17 protein-coding genes, 1 tRNA gene and 1 pseudogene are annotated in these 19,354 nt (G+C 64.5%); 10 read left to right on the forward strand and 9 right to left on the reverse strand.

The annotated features are described in order from the left end of the window. Positions 1-241: 241 nt before the first annotated feature. Together OC184_RS04525 and mcrC are read left to right on the forward strand one after the other, a co-directional pair. Positions 242-2,299, forward strand: coding sequence for an AAA family ATPase (locus OC184_RS04525; protein ID WP_265506006.1), 2,058 nt, complete (start codon positions 242-244; stop codon positions 2,297-2,299). After that, the gene (gene mcrC / locus OC184_RS04530) at positions 2,293-3,414 is read left to right on the forward strand and encodes a 5-methylcytosine-specific restriction endonuclease system specificity protein McrC (RefSeq protein ID WP_265506007.1); all 1,122 of its coding nucleotides are present in this window, start codon (positions 2,293-2,295) and stop codon (positions 3,412-3,414) included. The genes OC184_RS04525 and mcrC overlap by 7 nt, the downstream gene beginning before the upstream one ends. A 203-nt stretch (positions 3,415-3,617) precedes the next feature. On the opposite strand, the gene tnpC is transcribed toward mcrC, so the two are convergent. From tnpC to phaR, 6 genes are all read right to left on the reverse strand, one after another. Then, positions 3,618-5,105: an IS66 family transposase gene (tnpC, locus tag OC184_RS04535; RefSeq protein ID WP_378926461.1), complete on the reverse strand. Its 1,488-nt coding sequence runs from the start codon at positions 5,103-5,105 to the stop codon at positions 3,618-3,620. Between the two features lie 123 nt (positions 5,106-5,228). Continuing rightward, the gene (gene tnpB, locus OC184_RS04540; RefSeq protein ID WP_265506009.1) at positions 5,229-5,582 is read right to left on the reverse strand and encodes an IS66 family insertion sequence element accessory protein TnpB; all 354 of its coding nucleotides are present in this window, start codon (positions 5,580-5,582) and stop codon (positions 5,229-5,231) included. Next, positions 5,579-5,968 carry an IS66-like element accessory protein TnpA gene (gene tnpA / locus OC184_RS04545; protein WP_265506010.1) on the reverse strand — a complete coding sequence of 130 codons (390 nt, stop codon included), beginning with the start codon at positions 5,966-5,968 and terminating at the stop codon, positions 5,579-5,581. Before tnpA ends, tnpB begins: the two co-directional genes overlap by 4 nt. 304 nt (positions 5,969-6,272) lie before the next feature. Then, positions 6,273-7,112, reverse strand: coding sequence for a hypothetical protein (locus OC184_RS04550; protein WP_265506011.1), 840 nt, complete (start codon positions 7,110-7,112; stop codon positions 6,273-6,275). A 171-nt stretch (positions 7,113-7,283) separates the two neighbouring features. Beyond that, a tRNA-Ser gene (locus tag OC184_RS04555) sits at positions 7,284-7,373 on the reverse strand. 45 nt (positions 7,374-7,418) lie between these two features. After that, positions 7,419-7,991 carry a polyhydroxyalkanoate synthesis repressor PhaR gene (gene phaR / locus OC184_RS04560; RefSeq protein WP_265506012.1) on the reverse strand — a complete coding sequence of 191 codons (573 nt, stop codon included), beginning with the start codon at positions 7,989-7,991 and terminating at the stop codon, positions 7,419-7,421. Between the two features lie 88 nt (positions 7,992-8,079). Here phaR and OC184_RS04565 point away from each other — a divergent pair. Next, positions 8,080-8,250, forward strand: a pseudogene (locus OC184_RS04565) (IS5/IS1182 family transposase); the annotation flags it as partial. Positions 8,251-8,437: 187 nt separating this feature from the next. On the opposite strand, the gene OC184_RS04570 reads toward OC184_RS04565, so the two are convergent. Both OC184_RS04570 and OC184_RS04575 read right to left on the reverse strand, forming a co-directional pair. Then, entirely contained in the window at positions 8,438-8,893 is a 456-nt protein-coding gene (locus OC184_RS04570) for a Phasin (protein ID WP_265506013.1), read from the reverse strand. Positions 8,894-9,064: 171 nt separating this feature from the next. Continuing rightward, positions 9,065-11,131: a PHA/PHB synthase family protein gene (locus tag OC184_RS04575; protein ID WP_265506014.1), complete on the reverse strand. Its 2,067-nt coding sequence runs from the start codon at positions 11,129-11,131 to the stop codon at positions 9,065-9,067. Between the two features lie 134 nt (positions 11,132-11,265). Here OC184_RS04575 and phaZ point away from each other — a divergent pair, with 134 nt between their 5' ends. Together phaZ and OC184_RS04585 are read left to right on the forward strand one after the other, a co-directional pair. Next, a complete protein-coding gene (gene phaZ / locus OC184_RS04580; RefSeq protein WP_265506015.1) occupies positions 11,266-12,612 on the forward strand; it encodes a polyhydroxyalkanoate depolymerase in 1,347 nt (448 codons plus the stop codon). 74 nt (positions 12,613-12,686) lie between these two features. Beyond that, positions 12,687-13,157 carry a pyridoxamine 5'-phosphate oxidase family protein gene (locus tag OC184_RS04585; protein ID WP_265506016.1) on the forward strand — a complete coding sequence of 157 codons (471 nt, stop codon included), beginning with the start codon at positions 12,687-12,689 and terminating at the stop codon, positions 13,155-13,157. Here OC184_RS04585 and OC184_RS04590 read toward each other — a convergent pair. Further along, entirely contained in the window at positions 13,139-13,888 is a 750-nt protein-coding gene (locus OC184_RS04590; RefSeq protein ID WP_265506017.1) for an alpha/beta hydrolase, read from the reverse strand. The two genes, OC184_RS04585 and OC184_RS04590, sit on opposite strands and share 19 nt — an antisense overlap. A 124-nt stretch (positions 13,889-14,012) precedes the next feature. On the opposite strand from OC184_RS04590, the gene thrS reads away from it, so the two are divergent. From thrS to rpsD, 5 genes are all read left to right on the forward strand, one after another. Beyond that, positions 14,013-15,959, forward strand: a complete 1,947-nt coding sequence (gene thrS, locus OC184_RS04595; RefSeq protein WP_265506018.1) for a threonine--tRNA ligase — start codon at positions 14,013-14,015, stop codon at positions 15,957-15,959. 204 nt (positions 15,960-16,163) lie between these two features. Beyond that, the gene (locus OC184_RS04600) at positions 16,164-16,370 is read left to right on the forward strand and encodes a cold-shock protein (protein WP_265506019.1); all 207 of its coding nucleotides are present in this window, start codon (positions 16,164-16,166) and stop codon (positions 16,368-16,370) included. A gap of 126 nt (positions 16,371-16,496) precedes the next feature. Next, positions 16,497-17,120 carry a DsbA family oxidoreductase gene (locus OC184_RS04605; RefSeq protein ID WP_265506020.1) on the forward strand — a complete coding sequence of 208 codons (624 nt, stop codon included), beginning with the start codon at positions 16,497-16,499 and terminating at the stop codon, positions 17,118-17,120. Between the two features lie 104 nt (positions 17,121-17,224). Further along, positions 17,225-18,445, forward strand: a complete 1,221-nt coding sequence (locus OC184_RS04610; RefSeq protein ID WP_265506021.1) for a multidrug effflux MFS transporter — start codon at positions 17,225-17,227, stop codon at positions 18,443-18,445. A 145-nt stretch (positions 18,446-18,590) separates the two neighbouring features. Further along, entirely contained in the window at positions 18,591-19,211 is a 621-nt protein-coding gene (rpsD, locus tag OC184_RS04615; protein WP_265506022.1) for a 30S ribosomal protein S4, read from the forward strand. The last annotated feature ends 143 nt before the right edge of the window (positions 19,212-19,354 follow it).

Below are 19,354 nucleotides of genomic sequence, written 5' to 3' on the forward strand. Positions count from 1 at the left end.
TCCGGAATCGAAGCCTCCCACGATAAGCATAGCATACAATGACGAGAACGAACAGTTTCACGGTGAAATTGATCGCCGCAGCATTGGAGTGGGAGTGATGCCAGCAGACTCAGGAACAAGGCCTGCTTGGTTTGTCGGCGCCGCCTACAACCGAACCGAGGACCAGACGCCCCGGTTTCTTGCCGAGGGCATCTGGGAGAACGGCTACGATGACGGGTCATATGGCGACCTGGTGCGCGCCATGCGGCCGGGGGACAGGATCGCGATCAAGTCCTCCTACACCCGCAAGCACGGCCTGCCCTTCGATAACCGCGGTTCCACCGTCTCGGTGATGGCCATCAAGGCGATCGGAACGATTACCTCGAACCTCGACGACGGCAAGCATGTGCGGGTCGACTGGACGCCGGCCGAGTCGCCCCGCGAATGGTACTTCTACACCAATCGCGCGACGGTCTGGCGGGTCGCGCCGGGGGGCTGGATGGAGGACGGGCTGTTGGCCTTCGCTTTCGACGCCCGGCCCCAGGACATCGACCGCTTCCGGAACGAGCCCTTCTGGCGCGAGCGGTTCGGCGACATCGACGTCGAGCGTCGGTTCTGCTGGACGGGGTTCTACCGCGCGGTCGCGGCGAAGCTGCTCGATTACCGGGCAGACCGGCGTCCGCTGATCGAGGGCATCCATGCCATCGCAAAAAACACGGCAGGTCTCAGCTATCTGCAGGACCGCTATCCCGAAGGCGGAACCGGGCCACTGCGCGACATCTGCCCCTTCACGGCGATGGGCACGTTCAACCGCTCGATGACAGACGCCAACCGGCGCCTGATTGCAGGAGCGCTGGCGAAGCTGATCGGCGTGGAGGAAGAGCCGCCCGCTTCCTTCGAGGGCATTCCTATCCTGAACAACCAGCGGTCCTGGTTCTTCCGTTACGGCGACAAACGCGGCGAAGGCGACATCGATCGGCTATGGGATGTGTTCGCGGCGGCCGCGGCCCTCGTGGAGACCGATCAGCCGGAGCTTCGTGCGGCGTTCATCGAGGCCTACGACGCTGCAGTGCAGGTCTGGGGGGCCTCGTGGAACCTCTCGACGGGTCTTTACTGGTCGCACCCCTGGGAGTTCCCGACCCTGGACAGCAACTCGCGCACCTTCCTCACGGATCGGCTCCAGCTGAAAATCCCGGTTATGGGGCCGCAGAAGCCCTGCAGCGGCGCGACCTACCTCAAGCTCGTAGACGAGCTGAATGCGCGCTTCGGCGAGGAAAGCTATCCCGTGCACAGCTTTCCCGAGCTTTCGCTGGCCTCTTGGCACCACAAGTCGCCCGAGGATATGCAGCATGCGCCCGACGAGGGGGCGCCGGCTGTGACCGGGGATGAGGACGAGGCCGCCGTTGAGCCCGTCCAGTTACCCGCGCCTGTGGAGCCCTATGACGTCGATGACATCCAGCGGGACGGGTGCTTTCTGGAGCGCGCCGAGATCGAGCGTCTTCTGGAACGTCTGCGCATGCGCAAGAACCTGATCCTGCAGGGGCCGCCGGGGACGGGCAAGACCTGGATCGCAAAGCGCCTAGCGTTCGCACTGATGGGCGAGCGCGACGAGGCGCGCGTCCGGGCCGTCCAGTTCCACCCGAACCTGTCCTACGAGGATTTCGTGCGCGGATGGCGTCCCGGCGGCGATGGCAAGCTGACCCTCGCCGACGGCGTCTTCATGGAGGCGATCCACGCAGCGCTTAGCCGGCCTGAGGCCCGCTTCGTCGTGATCATCGAGGAGATCAACCGCGGGAACCCCGCACAGATCTTCGGGGAGCTGCTGACCCTGCTGGAGGCAGGCAAGCGCACGCCGCGCGAGGCGCTCGAACTCTGCTATCCCGACGGCGACGGCGTGCGCCGCCCGGTGCATGTGCCGGAGAACCTGTTCGTCATAGGCACCATGAACATTGCCGACCGCTCGCTGGCGCTCGTCGACTTCGCCTTTCGCAGGCGCTTCGCCTTCATCGGGCTCGAGCCGCGTCTCGGGCCGGCCTGGCGGCGCTGGGTGACCGAGAAGGGGGGTGTCGAGCCAGCCCTCGCGGACGACATCGAAAAGCGCATCCTCGCGCTGAACGCCCGGATCGCCGAGAGCTTCGGCCGACAGTTCGAGATCGGGCACAGCTACGTCACGCCGACCGCGAAGCTTGAACCGGGGACGACGCGGGAGTGGTTCCGCCAGGTGGCCGAAACGGAAATCGGCCCGCTGCTCGAAGAATACTGGTTCGATGCCCCGAAATTGGCGCGCGAGGCCGTCGAGAAGCTGCTGCAGGGATGGTGAGCGCCGCGGCAGATCTGTTGCAGGGGGCTGCCGGGGCCACGGGCTTCATCGGGCGCATCCCCGTGCGCAACATCTGGCTGCTGATGCTCTACGCGTCGGATCTGCTGCAAACGTCGGAGCGCGCGCTGGTCGACGCGGAACGCAACCCCGACGAGATCGCCGACCTCGTCGCGCGGCTGCTGACACAGGCTGTGGAGGAGCGACAACGCCGGCAGCTGAGCCTCGGCTATAGGCCACGCAGCGCGGACCTCTCGCGCGTGCGGGGCCGGATCGACGTCCTGCGCACCGAGCGCCGTCAGCTGCTCGCGCGCGGCACGGTGGCCTGTCGCTACGTCGAACTTAGCGCCGACACGCCACGCAACCGCTTCGTTCGCGGTGCGCTGGAAACGGTGGCGCGACTGGTGTCGCACCCAGAGCTGCGCCATCGCTGCCGTCGCCTCGCTGCGGACATGCAGGCGCTGGGTGTCTCGCGTGCGATGCCGTCGCGGAGCGAACTCAGTGCCGACCGCATCGGGCGACACGACGCGGCGGATCGCGAGATGCTGGCGGCGGCGAAGCTGGCGATGGACCTCGTCCTACCCACCGAGCAGGCGGGCTCAAGACCCCTGCCGATGCCGGATCGGGAGGAGCAATGGGCGCGACGGCTGTTCGAGCGGGCGGTGGGCGGCTTCTACCGCGCGATGCTGCCGCCTTCGCGCTGGGAGGTGCGCACGGGCCGTCCGCTCGACTGGCCGCTCGACTGGTGCACCGGCGGCGCGCGGGACATCTTGCCGGGCATGCGGACCGACGTCGTGCTGGACGATCTGGTCGCGGGCCGGCGCATCGTGATCGACACCAAGTTCACCGGGATCGTCACGGCCGGCTGGCGGCGCGAAACCACGCTGCGCAGCGCCTACCTCTATCAGATCTACGCCTACCTCCGGTCGCAGACCGGGCGTGGCGACTCGCTGGCCGACAGCGCCGAGGGCCTGCTGCTGCACCCCGCCATCGGCGAAACGGTCGACGAGGCGATCAAAGTACATGGCCACGGCATCCGTTTCGCCACTGTGGATCTCGCCGCCGACAGCGCCGCGATCCGTGCGCAGCTTCTTGACAGGTCATTGAAAAGCTCGTGAGGAGAGGCACTCGCAGGACGGGGCGCAGCAAGAAGCGCCGGAAAGTCCGGCAGCTGAGCCATCGGACAAGCTCCATAGATGCTATAACCTGCTTAACGGAGCCGGAGCTTGGCGCGCATTGGCTGATGAACTCGTCCAACATTCGTCCGCAGAGCCGTCGACAGCGCAAGACCGGTAAGCGTTAGCTGGACAGCACCTACTGTTCAGCTTGACGTCTTGAAGTTCCAAGGCAGCAGATCGTCGAGCCGGCTTTGCGGATGACCGTTGGCAATGGCCTGCAGGGTTGCCTTGAGGTAGGCGAATGGCTCGATGCCGTTGATCTTGCAGGTCTCGATCAGCGAAGCGATGCGACCCCAGGCGATGCCGCCTTCGTCGTGGCCTGCGAAGAGTGCATTCTTGCGATTGAGGGCAATAGGACGGATCAGATTTTCGACCCGATTGGAGTCGATCTCGACGCGACCGTCGGCCAGGAAGGTCTGCAACCCGTCCCAATGGTTGTGGATATAGGCGAGCTTCTCGCCGAGCCGGGATTTGACGGAGATCCTGCGGCGCTGAGCTTGCAGCCACTCTCCGAAGGCGGCGACCAGCGGCGCGGTGCGGGTCTGGCGGGCTGACAGGCGCTGACCGGCTGAGATGCCGCAGATATCGGCTTCAACGGCATAGAGTTCAGCAATGCGGCGCAAGCCCTCGGCGGCGATCTCTGATCCGTCTCTGTCAAAGACTTCCTTCAGTTTGCGTCGTGCGTGAGCCCAGCAATGCGCCACATGAACAGGGGCACCGCCCTTGCGCGAGGACCGCGTCAGCCGGTTGTAGCCGGGATACCCATCGATCTGCAGAATGCCATCGAAGCCTGACAGGAAGGTCTCGGCATTCTCTCCCGCGCGACCGGAGGCGTAGAAGTAGACCACGCCGGGCGGGTCATCGCCGCCCCAAGGCCGATCATCTCGGGCGAGAGCCCAGAGATATCCTGTCTTTGTCGTGCCGCGCCCCGGATCCAGAACCGGCGCGGCGGTTTCGTCCATGAACAACTTGCCGGACCGCTTCAGATGGTCCGCCAGTCTGTCCACCACCGGCTTCAAATGGAACGCGGCCTTGCCGACCCAATCGGCAAGCACGATACGATGCAGCTCAAGGCCGGCCCGCGCCAGGATCTGGCTTTGGCGATACAAGGGCAGATGGTCCGCATATTTGCTCACCAGCACATGGGCGAGGGTCGCCTCCGTGGGCAAGCCACCCATGATCAGGTGGGAGGGCGCCGGTGCCTGGGTCACCCCATCGGTGCAGGTCCGGCAGGCATACTTGGGGCGCACGGTGACGATGACACGCAGTTGCGCCGGGACAATGTCCAGTCGCTCTGTGCGGTCTTCGCCGATCTTGTGCATGACACCGCAGCCACAGGGGCAGTTCAGGCTGTCGGGCTCGATGACCTCCTCAATGCGAGGAAGTGTGATGGGAAGGTTGCCGATGGTGCGCTTGGGAGCGGGTCTGGTTGCTCCGTCACCTGCTTTGGCCGCGCGCTTTTCCTTTTCCGCCTCAACCTCGGCCAGGGCGATGGACAGATCCTCAAACGCCAGTTGCCGCTCGTCCTCGGACAGCTTTTCCGACCGCTTGCCATGCAGGGCATGGTTCAATTCGGCAATCAGATGCTCTTGCCGCCGGGTGATGTCCTTGAGCGCAGCCACCTCTTCCATCAGCGCCTGAACCGCCGCACGCTGCGCGGCAGGGATGGCGGAAAGATCGAGGACAGGGGCGGCTTGCATGGGCCAAAGCTATCATAAAAGCCCAGCAAAAACACGTATAAACAGCCGGTTGATTTACTCTGCAGTAGCCGGTGGACGTATTTCCAGCGACTTGACCTTGCGCCAGTCAAGCCCGGAAAACAGCGCCTCGAACTGGGCATGGTTCAGCGCCATCACCCCGTCCTTGACGGCGGGCCAGGTGAAGGTTGAAGACTCCAGCCGCTTGTAAGCCATCACAAGACCGCTGCCATCCCAATAGAGCAGCTTCAGTCGATCCGTCCGACGCGGACGGAACACAAACACCGTGCCAGTGAACGGATCCTTGCGCAGCACCGACGACACCATCGCGCTCAGACCATCATGGCCCTTCCTGAAGTCGATGGGCTTTGTTGCCACCAGGATGCGCACCCGGTTGGATGGGAAGATCATGGGCTGGCCACCAGGGCGCGCATGACCGACGCAATCCGCTCGGCAGAGGCCCCCACTTCCAGACGGATCACCACTCCGCCCGTGACAATCTCCGGCCGGACCGTGGCACCACCATCGGCACGCGGCGCAGGCTCGGCAGGACCCACCATCAAGGCGGCGAACTCTACCGGGTCTTCCGGAGCTGGCAGCACCAGCCGCCCTGTCCGTGCCAGTGTCCGCCAGGAGGAAACATGGTTCGCAGGAATGCCGTGCCGCCGCGCCACTTCATTCACGGTGACCCCCGGCATCAGCGTCTCCGCCACAACGCGTGCCTTCACCTCATCCGGCCACTTCCGATTCCGACGGCTGCGGCCGTCAGCCGGGAGAAACTCCAATGCAGGCTCCATGGAGAAACTCCACTCCAACAATCATCCCAGTCCAATGAACCGATCAGGATGCAAGTCGGAAGGTGGGGAGCAGAATACGCTTACCAAGACCGCGACCATCCGGCTTTTGTCCTGTCAGCCATGGCAGAAAAGGCAACTGCCTGTGCAATGGCGTGGATCGACCAAGCGGAAGCGTAAGTAGCTGCCAGATCTAACCGCCCGTCTGCCGCAAAGCCCCCGCCTAGCCGGGGCTTTGTTGTTTGAGCAGCCAAGGAAGGCTCACAACGATGCGCGCCATCATGTTATCGCAGCACAGGAGCTCGCACTACGCTACTGCAGGTCTTGAACCGAGTAGCTCAGCAGATACCTTTCCCATTCTTATCCCGTCACCTGTACGATCATCCGGGGCAGTCGCCACGGAGAAGACAGCGATCGTTCCCGCCGTGCCCGGAGCGGAAACCAGTACTTCGATCTCGATATGACCCGGGTTTTCTGAAAAGGCCCGCTGGTGGTCAAATATCAAATGCGCCCGATTTCGAAGAAGAAAAAATGCACCTGCATGCGTCGCCCGTCCTAGCCAAAACCGTTTGGCTTCTCCTGGACTTAAATCCACCACGAGCTCTTCGTCACCTCTGGGCGTCGCTGAAAGCGGAATGGCATCCATGAGTGGTGAGGCAACGCCGTCCACAGAAAAGCGCACGACCTTTGCGCTCACGCCAAGCAACGGGAGGGCCCCGTCATTCTGACAGATGAAAGAGACAGCAGTGGGAACCCAATTTGTTACCGCTGAATAAAGCGTCGCCCCCAAAGTTTCCACAGTGGAGCCTTGCCGTAAGCTTCCGACCGGCTCGTCGGGGAGACGGACCGAAATTTTTGGCTGTAGCGTGAGATGAAGACGGCGACGTTCTTCGTCTGAGGCGCGATACACGGCATATGGGTGCCAAGCTAGGTCCCTCCCCGCGGATATTACCAGCACTGCCACAAAAGAAAAAAGGCCGCACAAAGCGGGGAAGATTGTCTTGGCCTGTCCAGGCCAGTCCACCAACAGCATAAGAAAGCCGATGATTAGCGTTACTCCACCTGCCCAGGAGAAACTATGCGCAAGCCAGGATTTAGCCTCGCTGCGAAGGGGGCTCAGCCAAAACTGTCTAAAGCTCAAGGTCATTCTAAGAAGCCGTTAAGACGTGGCGCTTCACCCTCTGCCAGCTCCGCTGCCCTGCCATCATGTTCCAGCATATTCCCCCCCGTTCCAGTTCTTATTGGGGGAAAGGAAGGGGGAACAAAATCCCCTCCGCGTCGATAAACCTAAAGATTTCAATTAGTCACTGTGGTGGTCTGGCGGAGCGAGAGGGATTCGAACCCTCGAGACGGTTTCCCGCCTACACACTTTCCAGGCGTGCGCCTTCGACCACTCGGCCACCGCTCCGTACGGCGGGTCTAGCGTGGTGCGCCGCGCGGTGCAAGTCGGATGTCAAAGCTTGGAAACACGCTTTTGCAGTTCGGCAAGCTGGCGTCGGATCTCGGCCATGTCGCGCTTGTCGTCCGGCGATGGCGTACCGGCCTCCGCGGTGATATCTTCGGGCTCGTGGCTCGAAGCGCCTCCGCGCCACCCACCCATCATCGCCTTGAGGAACATCTGCTGCTGACGCTGCAGTGCCTCGAAGCCGGGCATGGTCGCCATCGGGTTCGGGATCGCCGACATGTTCTCCATCAGCTTCGACTGCCCCTCGCGCAGCATCTCGAAGCTGGCGGCCAGGAACTGCGGGACCACGGACTGCGCGTTCCCGGCATAGCTGCGGACCAGGTCCGTCAGCACGTCGAGCGGAAGGACATTTTCGCCCCGGCTTTCGTGTTCGGCAATGATTTGCAGAAGATATTGCCGCGTCAGGTCGTCACCGGACTTGAGATCGACGATCTTCACCTCTCGCCCCTCGCGGATGAACGCGGCGATGTCCTCAAGCGTGACGTAGTCGCTGGTTTCGGTGTTGTAGAGACGGCGGCTGGCGTAACGCTTGATCAGCAGCGGCGCAGTCGATGCAGCCATTACAAGGTCCTTGCGATGCATTTGGACCATGATGGATGCTGCGGTGGCGAAAGGCAAAGGAAAACCGTCCGACCCCACATGCGAAAGGGGCAGCCACACCAGGAGCCGCCTGGAGGCGAAGATGCGATGCCTCAGGGCATTCGGCGAGCGCATCGCCGCAAGAGATCCTGACCGCCAAACCGCCGAGATCCATATCTGCGTCGCTCTCATGAACCGCTTCTCAGCCCTCGGCACCGCCGAGATCGTTCGCGTGGCCTGACATCAGCGGGCAAGGGGACCTCATGTCTTAGGTGTGAGTTCTGCAACAACGCCCCTGCGCGCGGAAAGCTTCGAATGAACGAGGTGTTCGAATGATGATAAAGAACAGCCGCCGATCGCTCGGCGGCTGCACCAACTACTGCAAGAGGCTGGGCCAGGCCGCCCCTTCGGAAAGGATCGCGATCAGATCACTTCGCCGCGGCGGTCGCGGCGGCCTTCTTGACCGTAGCGACGTTGTCGGCAGCGGCCTTCTCGGCAATGCTCTGACCTTCCGAGGTCATGTCCTTGCCGGCCTTCAGCATCAGGTCGACGGTGTCCATCTGGACCTTCTTGGCGACTTCGGCGTAGGACGCCATGTGCTCGGCCGCCATTTCCGCCGAAGCCGAGGCGAAATCGCTCATGGCTTTGGCATAATCTGCGGGTTCTTCCTTGATGGCGGCCAGCTCGCCCATGCGGGCGATCGAGTCCTTGGCCCACTGGGCCGAGATCTCGGTCGAACGCTCGGCGGCGGTCAGCGCCACGCGGGTCAGGCGCTCGCCCAGCATGGTCTGCGACTTCATCGCGTCCTTCATCGAGCTGGTGTCGATCGGGAAGTTCGCCATCATGTCCTGCATGGTCTTGGCGAAATCGGGGGTCTTTGCCATGTCATTCACTCCTAGAGGTGCAGCGGTCCGCAGGTTGATGAAACGTCGCCGCTTTATTTCGGTGCACCCAATATGAATGCTGCACCGCAGCATTTCAAGGATTTTCTTCTGCGGTGCAGAAATTTCGCTGCCCTGACAGCGCGTTCAGCATAAGCCATTGACCGGGCAGGATCACGCTGCCCGGTCGTGGACATAGCGGCCGGGCGCAGGCTCCAGCCCCTCGTCCGGGTCGCGCGCATCGACCATCGGCCCAGCGCGTTCCGCCAGCCATTCACCCCAATGCGGCCACCAGCTGCCCTCGGAGAACGCGGCATGGTCGCGCCAAGCTTCGGCGCCGCCGGCGAACCCGTGATCGCTGAGGTAGTGACCGTATTTCTTCTTTGAAGGCGGGTTCACGATGCCGGCGATATGACCCGACTGCGACAGGATGAACGTCTTGTCGCGCGACCCCATCTGCGCCACGCCGCGCCAGCAGTCCTTCCAGGGCGCGATGTGGTCCGATTCGCACGCTACGGCGCAGAGCGGCACGGTGACGTCGGACAGCCGCAGCCTGTGGCCCAGCAGCTCGAAGCCGTCGCCGGCGAAGTCGTTCCGCTGGCACAGACCGCGCAAATACTGCATCGCCATGCGGCCGGGCAGGTTCGTGCTGTCGCCGTTCCAGAACAGCAGATCGAAGGCGGGCGGCGTCTCGCCCATCATGTAGCTGCGGATGGCCGGTCCCCAGACCAGGTCGTTGGCGCGCAGGAAGCTCATCGTGCGGGCCATCAGCTGCGCGCGCATCAGGCCGTGGCGCTGCACCTCTTCGGCGATGCCGGCGACGAAATCTTCCTGCAGGAAGCTGGTGAACTCGCCCTGCTCGGAAAAGTCGGTCAGCGTGGTGAACAGCGTCGCGGCGTTCACGCGGTCGTCGCCGCGTTGGCTCAGCATCGCCAGCGTCAGCGCCAACGTCGTGCCGGCGATGCAATAGCCGACGGCGTTCAGCTGCCGCTGCCCGGTCAGGTCGCGGACGCGGTCCATGGCCTCCAGATAGGCGCCGACGTAATGCTCCATCCCGGTGTCGGCGAAGTCCGAGGTCGGGTTGCGCCAGCTGACCACGAATAGCGTATGCCCCTGCCCCACCAGCCAACGGATCAGGCTGTTCTGCGGCTTGAGGTCAAGGATGTAGAACTTGTTGATCCAGGGCGGAAAGATGATCAGAGGCAGGGCATGCACCTTGTCGGTCGCGGGCGCATACTGGATCAGCTCGAACAGCTCGTTGCGGTGAATGACAGAGCCTGGGGCCGTGCCGATGTTCTCTCCGACGGTGAAGGCGCTGCGGTCGGCCAGCGTCACGACCATTTCGCCGCCGTTCTGCTCGACGTCGCGGACAAGGTTCTCCAGCCCGCGGACAAGGCTTTCGCCTTCGGTCTCGATGGCCTTCTCCAGCGCGTCGGGATTGGTCGCCAGGAAGTTCGTGGGCGCCATCATGTCGACGATCTGGTTGGTCAGCCAGGTGACGCGGCGGCGGGCGACGTCGTCCGGCAGTTCCAGCCCCTGCGCCGCCTCGCGCAGCGCGCGGGCGTTGGTCAGGTACTGCTTCTTGATCAGGTTGAAATAGGGGTGGCTCTGCCACAGCGGGTTTGCAAAGCGCTTGTCGGCGGGGCTGTCGTCTTCGGGCGCGGTCAGCTGGCCCTGCGCCAGCGCCTGCTGGGCGCGGGCATAGTTGGCCAGCGTCTCGCCCCAGAAGCTGACCTGGGTCTCGATCATCCGGGCCGGCTGTTCGGTCAGCGACTTCACGAAGCCCGCGGCCGCCGTCAGGTAAAGATCCGGTCCCGGTCCCTCGACCCCCGGATTGGGCAGGTTGCGTTCGGCAAAAGCGGCCATCAGACGGTGACCCAGGGTCTCGATCCGGTCGATGTTCTGGGCCAGTTTCTTCGCGGTCGGCGCATGGCCTGCCTGGACAAGCCGCGACAGCGCATCGGCCGTCTTGTCCTGCTGACCGGACGCCGCCTCGTCCGGCTGCGGCACGGTGGCAGCGGGCTTGATAGCAGCGGGCTCTTGGGCGGCAGGCGCGGGGTCAGCCGCCTGCGGGGGCGTACTTGCCTGGGCCGCCTTGGTGCGACGGCGGGGCTTCTGTGCGGCCGGATCGGGCAGCGATCCGGCGTCCGCGCCCCCGTCGGCCGCGGTCTTGTCGCACTGCGCCTTGGTCGTGCGCGATCTGCGGACAGTTTTACCCGCCCCGTCCGGCTGCCTTGCCATGACCTGGATTCCCCCCTATTGATGACTTGATGATATGCGCAGGGCAGGCAAGGCGTAAACCCGGCTTTTGTTACGTTCCGACCCTGACGATCCCCTGCGTGATTTAGATGCCGCCGTGCAGCAAGGGGTGCAACATGCCGTCAAAAGGACTCAAGGGCGTCTTGTCCTATGACGCGATGGAGACGATCCGGAACACCAACGAATGGCTGGGCGCGACGGCGCGGGCCATGGGGTCGTATCCCGCCTTTGCGCTGGTCCCGAACCCCACCTTCCGGATGCTCAGCGCCTGGGGCCGCGTCACCGAACGCAGCTTCGCCCGCATGGTGATCAAGCCCGACTGGGAAATCCCGCCAATCGCCGGCGCCGAAGGCCAGGACCACGTCGTTTATGTGGAGCCTGTGGTGAAGCGCGCCTTTGGCGACCTGATCCACTTCCGCGTCGCCCGCCGGGACCCGATGCCGCGCAAGGTGCTGCTGGTCGCGCCGATGTCCGGGCACTATGCGACGCTGATGCGGTCGACCGTCACCTCGCTGCTGTCGGATTGCGAGGTCTATGTCACCGACTGGCACAACGCCCGTGACATTCCCGTCAGCGAGGGCAAATTCGACGTCGAGGATTACACAAAATATCTCGTCGATTTCATCCGCCATCTGGGCCCTGACGTGAACGTGATCGCCGTCTGCCAGCCCGCGCCACTGGCCCTGGCCGCGACCGCCATGCTGGCCGAGGACGACCCGGCGGCGCAGCCCCGCACCCTGACGCTGATCGGCGGCCCGGTGGACCCCGACGCCGCCGCGACCGAGGTCACCGACTTCGGAAACCGCATCACCATGGGAGAGCTGGAGCATTTCGTGATCCAGTCCGTGGGCTTCAAGTATCGCGGCGCCGGCCGTATGGTCTATCCGGGACTGGCGCAGCTGGGCAGCTTCATCGGCATGAACGCCGAAAGCCACACCCGCGCCTTCATCAACCAGATCTTTGCCGAGGCGCGGGGCACGGCGTCTGACGGCGACAAGCATAACCGCTTCTATGACGAATATCTTGCCGTGATGGACATGACGGCGGAATTCTATCTCTCCACGGTCGAGCGGATCTTCAAGAACCTCGAGATTGCGCAGAACCGCTTCACGGTGGACGGCCGCGCCATCGACATCGGCAAGATCACCGACGTCGCGGTGATGACGGTCGAGGGGGCGAATGACGACATCTCGGCCCCCGGTCAGTGCGTGGCGGCGCTGGATCTCTGCGCCGGCGTTCCCGACGACAAGAAGGTGCAGCACCTGGAACCGGGCGCGGGACACTATGGCATTTTTGCCGGCAAATCCTGGCGCCTGAACATCCGTCCGCTGGTGCTGGACTTCATCGACGACAACGCCGCGCTGCCCGGCGAGGCCCGGCCCCCGCGTCGGCGGATGCAGGGCGGATCTACGGCCGACTGCGGCAAGAACGACCCGGTGGACAGCGACAAGATCGCCGTCTGAGGCGCAAGGAACCGGCTCAGAAGGGCGGTCGTTAAGGTCCCGAACGCCGCCTGTCGCGGCAGGAAAGGACCACCATGACCGACCACGCCGATACGTTCTGGGACCGCCTCGACGACATCAATTCGGGAATGCTCGGGCTGACCGAGGATCCGCGCCTGGTGCCGATGTCGCACTATGTCGACCGGGAAAACCGGACGCTGTGGTTCATCACCGCCAAGGGCACCGATCTGGCGCGCAGCCTGACCGGATCGAAGCCCGCCATCCACGTCGTCAGCGACCGCGGCGAAGGGCTCTATGCCCGCATCCACGGACGGCTGGCCCTGTCCACCGACCGCGCCAAGCTGGACGAGATCTGGAACGCCGTCGCCTCCAGCTGGTTTGAGGATGGCGAGGACGATCCCGACGTCCAGCTGCTGCGCATGGACCTGTCAGAGGCCGAGGTCTGGGCCACCGGCGGCAACATCCGCTTCCTGTTCGAGATCGCCAAGTCGAAGGTCACCGGCGCCAAGCCCGACATGGGCGACCATTATTCGCTGACCTTCTGAATCAGCGCCTCGACGCTGTCGGGGATCAGGCGCAGGCAGTCGGGCGTCGAGAACCTGTGATCGGCGCCCTTCACCAGCGTCAGCCGGATGTCGGGCCCGGTCACGTGATGCAGCAGGTCCTGAGACCACGACACCGGCACATCCTCGTCCGCCGTTCCCTGCAGCATCCGCACCGGGAACGGCAGATGCAGCGGCTGGTCCAGCACCAGATGCCGCCGCCCATCCTCAATCAGGCGTCGGGTGATCACCAGCGCCTCTCCGTATTCGCTGGGGACCGGCACCTGACCATCACGCATCAGTGCCGCCCTGTGATCAACGGAAAACCCCGCCCAGAAGCCACGCTCGGTGAAGTCCGGCGCGGCTGCGATTGTCACCAGACCCGCCACCCGCTGCGGCATCGACCGCGCGATCAGCAGGCTGATCCACCCGCCCATCGATGACCCCACAAGCACCTGCGGCCCCTCGGTCAGCGCCTCGATGGCGCTGATCGCGTCCTCGCTCCAATCGCCAATGCAGCCGTCTTCGAACCGCCCGCCGCTTTCGCCGTGGCCGGAATAGTCGAACCGCAGGAAGGCCCTGCCCCGCGCCCGCGCCCAATCCTGCAGGTGGACTGCCTTTGTCCCTTGCATGTCAGAACGGAACCCGCCCAGGAAGACCACGCCGGGCCCCTGCCCTTCGGTCCGCTGATAGGCCAGCCGCCGCCCTTGCGGCGTGTCGAGCATGTCGGTCATCTTCGGCTCCTGCAACTTCGCGTCGCGCTTATCTTGACAGTTTTGCCGCCGGGGTCCATGCCTGCGGGCCGACATAACCCGCAGCCGGGCGTTCCGTGGGCGCCAAACCGACGAGGAGGACAGCATGTCCCAGATCTCACTCAGCTTTCCCGATGGCAATTCGCGCGATTATCCCGCCGGCGTGACGGCGGCCGAGGTCGCCGAGAGCATCGCGCCCAGCCTGGCCAAGCGCGCCATCTCGGCCAGCCTTGACGGCCGGCACATCGACCTGCAATGGCCCATCGACAGCAGCGGCGCCATCGCCATCCACACCCTGAAGGACGAGGCGCCGGCGCTGGAGCTGATCCGCCACGACTTCGCCCACGTCATGGCCCGCGCCGTGCAAGAAATTTGGCCGGACGTAAAGGTCACCATCGGCCCGGTGCGGGACTATGGCTGGTTCTACGATTTCGACCGCGCCGAGCCTTTCACCCCCGAGGATCTGGGTGCCATCGAGGCGAAGATGAAGGAGATCATCAACGCTCGCAATCCCGTCCGCACCGAGGTTTGGGACCGCGAGCGCGCCGTCAGCTATTACAAGGACCGCGGCGAGCCCTTCAAGGTCGAGTTGATCGACCGCATCCCCGAGGGCGAGGATCTGCGGATGTACTGGCACGGCGATTGGCAGGATCTCTGCCGCGGCCCGCACCTGCAGAACACCGGCCAGTTGCCCGCCGACGCCTTCAAGCTGACCCATATCGCCGGCGCCTACTGGCTGGGCGACGCGTCCCGCCCGATGCTGCAGCGCATCTATGGCGTGGCCTTCCGCAACCGCGACGACCTGAAGGCCCACCTGCACATGCTGGAGGAGGCCGCCAAGCGCGACCACCGCAAGCTGGGCCGGGAAATGGACCTGTTCCACATGCAGGAAGAGGCGCCAGGCCAGATATTCTGGCACCCGAACGGCTGGAACATCTATGTTACGCTGCAGGACTACATGCGCCGCAAGCAGCGCGCCGACGGCTATGTCGAGGTGAACACCCCCCAGGTCGTCAGCCGCAAACTGTGGGAGGAGTCCGGCCACTGGGACAATTACCAGGAGAACATGTTCATCGTCGAAGTCGACGAGGAGCACGCCAAGACCAAGACCATCAACGCGCTGAAGCCGATGAACTGCCCCTGCCATGTGCAGGTCTTCAACCACGGCCTGAAATCCTATCGCGACCTGCCCCTGCGCATGGCCGAGTTCGGGTCCTGCAACCGGTATGAGCCCTCAGGTGCGCTGCACGGCATCATGCGGGTTCGCGGCTTCACGCAGGACGACGCGCATATCTTCTGCACCGAGGACCAGATCGAGGCCGAGACCAAAAAGTTCATCGACTTCCTGGCGGGCATCTATGCCGACCTCGGCTTCGAAGGCTGGCGCATCAAGCTGTCGACGCGCCCTGAAAAGCGCATCGGGTCCGAGGAAAGCTGGGACCGGGCCGAGGCCGCTCTTGGCAACGCCTGCAAGGCCGCCGGGCATGATTTCACGATCTTTCCGGGCGAAGGCGCCTTCTATGGCCCCAAGCTGGAATTCGTACTGACCGACGCGATCGGCCGTGACTGGCAATGCGGCACGCTGCAGGTGGATCCGAACCTGCCCGAGCGCCTGGACGCGGAATACGTGGGTGCCGATGGTCACAAGCACCGGCCCATCATGCTGCACCGCGCCGTCCTGGGCAGCTTCGAGCGTTTCATCGGCATCCTGATCGAGAACAGCGCCGGCAAGCTGCCCTTCTGGCTGGCGCCGCGTCAAGTTGTCGTCGCCTCGATCGTGTCGGATGCGGACGGCTATGTCGCCCAGGTCGTCGAGGAACTGCGCCGCGCCGGCATCCGCGCCGAGGCCGACACCCGGAACGAGAAGATCAACTACAAGGTCCGCGAACATTCCGTGGCCAAGGTCCCGGCGATCCTGGCAATCGGCATGAAGGAGGTCGAGGAGCGGACTGTCTCGATGCGCCGGCTGGACAGCCAGGGCAGCCGCACGATGACCCTGGCCGAAGCGGTCGCCATGCTGAAAGCCGAGGCGACGCCGCCGGACCTTCGCTGAAATCTGCCGATGTCACCAAAGCTTCGCGCGCGACCCTGGCCGCGCGCGAACTTCCTGCTTGCGTTTTAACGCGATTCGGGCATCCTCGCTTTTGCGTGAGCGAAGACTTTCTACCGCCTCCCTCTTGGGCAGCCGGAAGACCGAAAGCGGGCTGCACGGCCTGGCGCAATCCTGCGTCGGGATGACTTGAAGGAGAAAACGGTTATGGCGACCGGAACGGTAAAGTGGTTCAACGCCACCAAGGGTTATGGCTTCATCGCGCCCGACGATGGCGGCAAGGATGTGTTCGTGCACATCTCGGCCGTGGAACGTGCGGGCCTGACGGGGCTGCAGGACAACCAGAAGATCGGCTACGAGCTGCAGTCGGGCCGCGACGGCCGCGCCTCGGCCAGCGATCTGCGCCTGCTCTGATCCATCAGAAGCTGACTTGGACGGCCCGCCTGTCGCGGGCCGTTTTTTATTCGGCGACCGTCAGGGGTGGCCCTGCGCCGTCCCACCCTGCTAGGACTGGGCCAACGGCAACCGCAGGAGGTGCTCATGACCCGTCTCGACATCTTCGCCGATCCCGTCTGCCCGTGGTGCCTGATCGGCAAGGTCGAACTTGACCGCGCGCTGGAATCCCGCCCCGACCACCCCTTCGCGATCACCTGGCACCCGTTCCGGCTGAACCCGCAGATGCCGCCCAAGGGCATGGACCGCGTCACCTATCTTCGCGCCAAGCTGGGCGACGACGCCGAAGCCGCGGGCCAGGCGGTGGCACAGCGCGCCGCAAGCCTGGGCCTGACGCTGAACCCGTCGCCGCGCGAACCCGACACCACAGACGCGCATCGCCTGATGCATTGGGCCGGTCTTGAAGGCGCGCAGGGCCGCGTCATGTCGGGTCTGCTGCGCGCGCATTGGCAAGAAGCGCAGGACATCGGCACCACCGACGTGCTGACCGCCATCGCTACGGCCGCCGGGATGGACGGCGCGGTGGTGGCGCGGCTTCTGGACAGCGACGCCGACCGAGAGGAGGTCGCCAGCCGCGAAGCCCATGCCCGCCAGCGAGGCATCAACTCGGTCCCGACCTTCGTCGTGGCCGACACCCATGCCGTCAGCGGGGCGCAACCTGCCGCGCTGTGGCAGCAGGTCATCGACGAGATCATGGCTGCAGCACGCTGAGGCGGCGCTCGATGACATGATAGGCCCATGTCGGAGGGCCTCCGCACTTGCAGACTGTGCAAAGTTATCCTATGTGGCGGACTTGGAACCGACAGGTGACCCCCATGACCGATCTTGCCTTTGCCGGGGTGACGCCGCAGCGTCGCCTTCCGCTGCCCGAATTCATCGCGATGCTGGCCTTCCTGTTCGCCACCATCGCCTTCTCGATGGACGCCATGCTTCCGGCGCTGCCCGAGATCGCCGAGAGCCTGACACCCGACAACGTGAACCGCGCCCAGCTGATCCTGACGGGCTTCATGGCGGGGATGGGGCTCGGCACGCTGTTCGCGGGCCCGATCTCGGACGCTTTGGGGCGCAAGCGGACGATCACCATGGGCTTCGCGATCTATGTCGCCGGGGCGATCTGGGCGGTCTATGCGGATTCGCTCGAATCGCTGCTGCTGGCGCGTTTCGTGCAGGGGCTGGGGGCGGCGGCTCCGCGCATCGTGGGGCTTGCGCTGGTTCGCGACCTCTACGAGGGGCGTGAGATGGCGCGGATCACCAGCTTCGTCATGATGATCTTCATCATGATCCCGGCCATTGCGCCGACGATCGGGGCGGGCATCATCGCCGTCGCGGGCTGGCACGGGGTTTTCCTGGCCTTCGTCGGCTTCGCGCTGATCGGGGGGCTGTGGCTGAACATCCGCCAGGCCGAGACGCTTCCGCCAGAGCTTCGCCGCCCGCTGCAGTTCACCCCGCTTCTGGCCGCGGCGAAGGAGGTCCTGTCGGACCGGCAAGTCATGATGACGACGCTGGTCCTGACCCTGGGATTCGGACAGATGTTCGGGCTGCTCTCCTCGGCGCAGCAGCTGTTCGGCGAGACCTATGGCAAGGGCGAGAGCTTCCATTTGTGGTTCGCCGCCATGGCGCTGCTGTCGGGCAGCGGGACGGTCCTGAACGCGACCTTCGTGATCCGCTTTGGGATGCGGCGCATCGCCAAGTGGGCCTACGTCATGCAGACGATCGTGTCGGCGACGGTGCTGACGCTGCTGCTGAGCGGCGTGCTGCCACCAGCCCTGCAGTTCCCGGTCTTCTTCTTCTGGGCGGTCAGCGTGTTCTTCATGGCCGGCGTGACCTTCGGCAACCTGAACGCGCTTGCGCTGCAGCGGATGGGGCACATCGCGGGCATGGCCGCGTCGATCATCGCGGCGATCTCGACCCTCTGCGCGGTGATGATCGCGGCGCCGGTGGGCCTGATGTATGACGGCACGGCCATTCCGGCCATGACCGCCACGCTCATCTGTTCGGGCCTGGCCTGGTTCCTGATGCGCCACCTGAGGGACTGAAACCGCTTGACGCGGGGCGCAGGCCCTTTATAAGCGCGCACTTCATTGGTGTTGGTGGTCCCCGCAAGGGGAAGCCTGTCGGGCCTCGATCCTGTGTCGCGGCCAAAGGACAACGCCCTTCGACAACGCAAGAAGGAGATCAGCCGTGAGCAAGCGCACGTCTGCCAAGTACAAGATCGACCGCCGCATGGGCGAAAACATCTGGGGCCGCGCCAAGTCCCCGGTCAACCGCCGCGAATACGGCCCTGGCCAGCACGGCCAGCGCCGCAAGAACAAGCTGTCGGACTTCGGCACCCAGCTGCGCGCCAAGCAGAAGCTGAAGGGCTATTACGGCGACCTGACCGAGAAGCAGTTCCGCCGCATCTATGCCGAGGCCGAGCGCGTCAAGGGCGACACCGGCGAGAACCTGGTTGGCCTGCTGGAGCGCCGCCTGGACGCCGTCGTCTATCGCGCCAAGTTCGTCCCGACCATCTGGGCCGCCCGCCAGTTCGTGAACCACGGCCATATCGAGGTGAACGGCCAGCGCGTGAACATCCCGTCCTACCGCGTGAAGGAAGGCGACGTCATCTCGATCCGCGAGCGTTCGCGCCAGCTGGTCATCGTTCTGGAAGCCGTCGGCCTGACCGAGCGTGACGTTCCCGACTATCTGGACGTCGACCACAACAAGATGACGGCGACCTTCGTGCGCACCCCGGCCCTGGGCGACATCCCCTATGCCGTGCAGATGGAACCGAACCTGGTCGTCGAATTCTACGCGAAGAACTGATCTTCGCCACAGTGCTTGCCTTCGGGGGCCGCATCAGTCGATGCGGCCCTTTTGCGTCCCGCGGCCGCCGGGGGCGCTTCGCCCCCCGGACCCCCAGAGGATATTTGACGACCAAAGCAGGCTGTCGAGCGTTTCCGGTTTTC

The organism is Paracoccus rhizosphaerae (assembly GCF_026162645.1).
Taxonomy (GTDB): Bacteria; Pseudomonadota; Alphaproteobacteria; order Rhodobacterales; family Rhodobacteraceae; genus Paracoccus; species Paracoccus rhizosphaerae.